We start from the raw sequence: 252 nt of genomic DNA, 5'->3' as shown, positions 1-252 counted from the left end.
ATGCTTTGCTGATCAAGTGCTGCGAGCACGCCGGCTTTAAGTGCATCACCTAAGCGTTCATTAGCACCAGATTGCGGCAGTAGTACAACTAAACGCTCTATTATTACAGGCGTTAAGTCATTCACTAACTCATCTTGTTTAGGTAAAACTACTTTAGCAGGGTGCCCGGGGTAGCGTCTCAACCAATTATTAATAGCTTGGTCAAGTTCAACGGCACTGCCAGCATAAACTTGATGGTACAAAGCAAGGTTA

1 protein-coding gene is annotated in these 252 nt (G+C 44.4%); it reads right to left on the bottom strand.

Annotated elements, in window-relative coordinates; all coding sequences use genetic code 11:
- The coding region (locus tag AAEY78_RS14185) for a penicillin-binding protein activator (protein ID WP_352340054.1) at positions 1–252 on the bottom strand (252 nt) is incomplete at both ends.

This window comes from Psychrobacter sp. 16-MNA-CIBAN-0192 (assembly GCF_040309565.1).
Taxonomy (GTDB): domain Bacteria; phylum Pseudomonadota; class Gammaproteobacteria; order Pseudomonadales; family Moraxellaceae; genus Psychrobacter.
This window is presented reverse-complemented; position numbering and strand designations above follow the sequence as displayed.